Source organism: Streptomyces sp. NPDC051664 (assembly GCF_044453545.1).
Classification (GTDB): Bacteria; Actinomycetota; Actinomycetes; order Streptomycetales; family Streptomycetaceae; genus Streptomyces.
The window spans coordinates 1-1392 of the sequence record NZ_JBITCU010000127.1 but is presented as its reverse complement, the minus strand read 5'-3'; the positions used below and the strand labels follow the sequence as shown (position 1 = coordinate 1392).

The 1392-nt window shown below is 66.2% G+C and carries 1 protein-coding gene; it reads right to left on the bottom strand.

The window, feature by feature from the left end:
- A partial coding sequence (locus ACIA8E_RS41965) for an IS110 family transposase (RefSeq protein WP_399307381.1) occupies positions 1-1041 on the bottom strand: 1041 nt, incomplete at its 3' end.
- Positions 1042-1392: the final 351 nt, after the last annotated feature.

Here is a 1392-nt window from a genome sequence, read left to right as displayed (position 1 = left end):
TGCGGCCAGGCGCTGGTTCTTGACCCTGCGGCTCATGACCACGCAGCTCTTGCCGCTCGCCCGGGTGACCGGTGCGCTTCCGGCGTAGGCCTTGAATGACCCAGCGTTCGCGAAGCGGGTCCGGTCGTCGCCGATCTCTGCTAGGACCCGGGCCCCGGTCAGGGAGCCGAGGCCGGGAAAGCTGCGGATGATCGGTGCGTCCGGATGCTGCTCGAATGCCTCGGCCGTCGTTTCCTCCAGCTGGTCGGCATTGCGACAGGCAGTGTCCAACTGGCTCAGCAGGGCGGATGTCTGGTGTCCGAGGGCGGCCTCGACCTGCGGAAGCTGGTGGAGGTACTCGCGGTGGAAGACTTCGTGAAGCCGGTCGGCCTCTGCTTCGATGCCGCGGAGTCGGCCTGCCTGTCTGAGGAGGGACTGGAGTCGTCGGCGCGTGAGTTTCGCTGCCGAAGTGGGGGTGGGAGCCGCTGCGAGGATGGTGCGGGCCTCGCGGGAACAGAGTCCGTCGCGTTTGTCGGCGAATGCGACAAGGACGCTCGGGTAGAACTCCCGCAGCTGGGAACGGAGCTTGTTGTGGGCCTGGCCGCGGTCCCAAACCGCGTCCTGCTGAGCCCGGGCAAGCACAGCGACGGCCTGGGCAAGCTCGGAATCCTCAGGCAGTGGACGATGGGCCGCCATGTCAACGCGCAGAATGTTCGCCAGGGTGGCGGCGTCGACAGCGTCGGACTTCTTCCGCGAGACAGAATGCCGGTCGCGGTAGCGGGCAACCGCCAGAGGATTGATCGCGAAGACCTGCCGGCCGGTGGCCCGCAAGCAGGCGACAAGCAGCCCCCGCGAGGTCTCGATTGCCACCGGAATCGGGGCTTCCTCGGTGTCGCCGTGCTCCGCCAGCAGTCCGGTGAGCTGGGCGAACCCAGCAGCGTCGTCGCTGATCCGCAGTTTGGCCAGCTGCTTCCCGCCAGCGTCGACAAGGGCGATGTCATGGTGGTCTTCGGCCCAGTCCACGCCGCAGAACACGGGGCTCGGCAGCCCGACGATTTCCATCCAGCACTCCTTTCATCACGGTGTTTCTGCAGGCCAGAGCCTGTGCAGGGTGCGCGTGCTCCCTAATGGAAGTGCTCAAGGCACGACATCCCACCAGCCGTTCGCAACCCCAGCGAGCCGCACGGCCCTCGGTCTTCTCCAGGGCTGGTGGGCCCGCGATGAGATGAGAGGTGATCCGTGCAGATGGCTCAGGCCACGGACATCGAAACCGCTGAGGGAGAACACAACTTGGCAGCGGTCATAACTGACCGCACTCAGGTCGCGTCCGCTGGAGTGGTGTATCGACGGCCACTCGGTGATCTCGTTTTGAGGCTATGCGGTGAGTTCGGTGGGCAGGACGGTCGCGTCGGT